1 protein-coding gene is annotated in these 2,307 nt (G+C 43.3%); it reads right to left on the bottom strand.

The features are described 5' to 3' along the window. Nucleotides 1-529: 529 nt before the first annotated feature. Entirely contained in the window at nucleotides 530-2,071 is a 1,542-nt protein-coding gene (tnpC, locus tag DSM106972_RS50870; RefSeq protein WP_127087840.1) for an IS66 family transposase, read from the bottom strand. Nucleotides 2,072-2,307: the final 236 nt, after the last annotated feature.

The raw sequence follows: 2,307 nt of genomic DNA, 5'->3' as shown, positions 1-2,307 counted from the left end.
GTAAGCGTTCAGGGGGCGCCGACAAAACAGCAAGGATTCAGGCAGCAGTATGGTTCAGTTCCCAAAACTTTAAGCTCGTGACCCCCAAGGGGGGTCACGGTGCCATAAAAACGCTCGTAAAAAGTAATTATAAGACCTAAAAAAAGAATGACAATTAGCTTCACATACACGCGCAAAGACTAAATACATCACAGTAGTATCTAACCAATCTTGGGTGAAGTCGAACTAATTATAATTTCAATATTTGCTTCCCGAAGAAACACTAATAAACGAGCGTTCTTCAAGACACTGCAAAGGTATACGCTCCCACTAGAAAAAGGGCGTTTCATTATTGGGGTGGGCTAGCCAACAACCCTTAGAGCGCGGGCACCACCAATCGTTGCTCTTGCTGAGTCAACCTGATACAGATAGAAATGATGTTTTACGTTGGAACTAACCGGAGCGCAGCGGGTTGGCTGCTTGTCTTACCAAACGAGCAGTTTAAAAGAATCCTTATTTTATAAGCCATATGGCTATTATGTCTTATAAGTCAAACCACATTTAAAAAATCTTGTTTCTCTTTACCTGAGATTAGTTCTGGCAATAAGGAAGGAGGTTTTTTTGCTTCGCGAGCAGAAGTAACAGCTTGTGCCATAAATTCTAAAACATTACGATGCTGAGATTTAAGGCTAGTAACCACAGTCATCATGCGCGCAAAAAAAGTACTTCCAGCCTGTGTTTGCGTACCAAAGCTGGTGCGTCGCCATATGACAGCAGGACGAATTGCTCTTTCTGCTGCGTTATTTGTTGGTTCCACACTTTCTGTTGTCACAAACAGCCACATCGCAGGTTCAACCTTGAGTAATTGGCGACAAGTGCGAACGGTTTTAGCTAGAGGTGTTTTTTCAATAGATGTAATCTGATAATCAGCAGCTTCTTCCAATAATTCTTTGATCTCACTGCGAATATAGACAGCTATTTTAATAAAGTCACAACGAGCCAAAGTACCGTCGCGAACTCGATGCCATAACTCAAATAATTTTTCTTGTTGTTTAACGAGTGCGGCTCCTACTTCTCCAGATACCCCACTTCGTTCCGAGATTTTGATAAATTCACGTTTCAAATGTGCCCAGCACAATTGTCTACGCGATATATCTACCCAGTTATAGGATGCATATCTGTCCGAGTTCAAGATACCGGCAAAGTTTTCACCAAGCAGATTTTTAGCAGCTTCGGCGCCACGAGTCAGGGCGATTTCAAAAAATGAAACTAGTGGTGTGACCGCAACCCACAGCCAAGCAGACAGGTTTTTCGCGTTGCAACCGTCTATATTACCTTGATTAAAACCTGTTTCATCCGCCCCCACTACTTTGGAGTGTTGGACGTAAAGCTTTGCTTCTTCTACACAGGTTGCGACTGCATTGCTGGCTTCAAGTCTAAGTTTGTTTACCGTCCCTAGCGACATTGAAATGCCAAATAAATCAGCAAGCGCGCTTTGCACCATGCGATGACTGTTGCGATACAGTCCACTTAGTAAGGCTACCATCGCAACAACTCTGACTCCATATCCAGTTACGTTTACGTGGTCAGGTAGTGTTGCACGAGTACTTGCCCCACAATTATTGCAGGTCAATTGGTGTAAGCGATGTTCTGTAACTTCTGGCTCAATCGGCGGAATCTCAACTATTTGATGGCGGTACGGGTTAGTATCTTCTCCGCTTAAAATTTCTCCACAGCAAGTACATGTTGTTGGATAGTGGTCGTATGACTCACTACATTTCTCTACTGGGTATAAGTCTCTACTTTTACCCTCATGACCAGGCTGACCTCCCCGTTTTTTACCGCTTTTTTTCTTTTTTGATTTCTCGCCAAATCCTGGTGGGTCGCTACTTGGTGGCGATGACGAGTTTTTTGATGTTTTATTTACTTTTTCAGATAAATGCTGCTGAACTTCAAGCAAACCCGTTACCTGTCGTTCTAATTTCTCAATGCCATCAGCCATAGACTCCACCAGTTTTTTGACGCTGGCTGGAGTTTTTTCCCAATCTTCTTGGGATACTTGCTCTCTAATGCTGGGGCTGAGTTGTTCCATAAATCATAGACTACCAGATTATGGCTACTATTTTTACAAGCGCACCTTTACTTAAGATTGTTCGGGAGCAGTACAGCAGCAATCTAGGTGTCAGCCTATGCGTTTCCTGTAAAGGAACTTCCTACCTAGCTGAAGCAGCCTAATTAATTAATATCTTCTACCTAATTGCTCTCTAAAAATAGTTGCTCCAAACTCTCGCTTATCCACGAACGCAGGCGCCCCCCCTGAACGGTTAC

Origin of the sequence: Dulcicalothrix desertica PCC 7102, from assembly GCF_003991905.1 — a bacterium.
GTDB classification, from domain to species: Bacteria; Cyanobacteriota; Cyanobacteriia; order Cyanobacteriales; family Nostocaceae; genus Dulcicalothrix; species Dulcicalothrix desertica.
This window is presented reverse-complemented; position numbering and strand designations above follow the sequence as displayed.

Coding starts and splice junctions, on each gene's coding strand:
- tnpC (WP_127087840.1), bottom strand. CDS start 2,071: ATGGAACAACTCAGCCCCAGCATTAGAGAGCAAGTATCCCAAGAAGAT.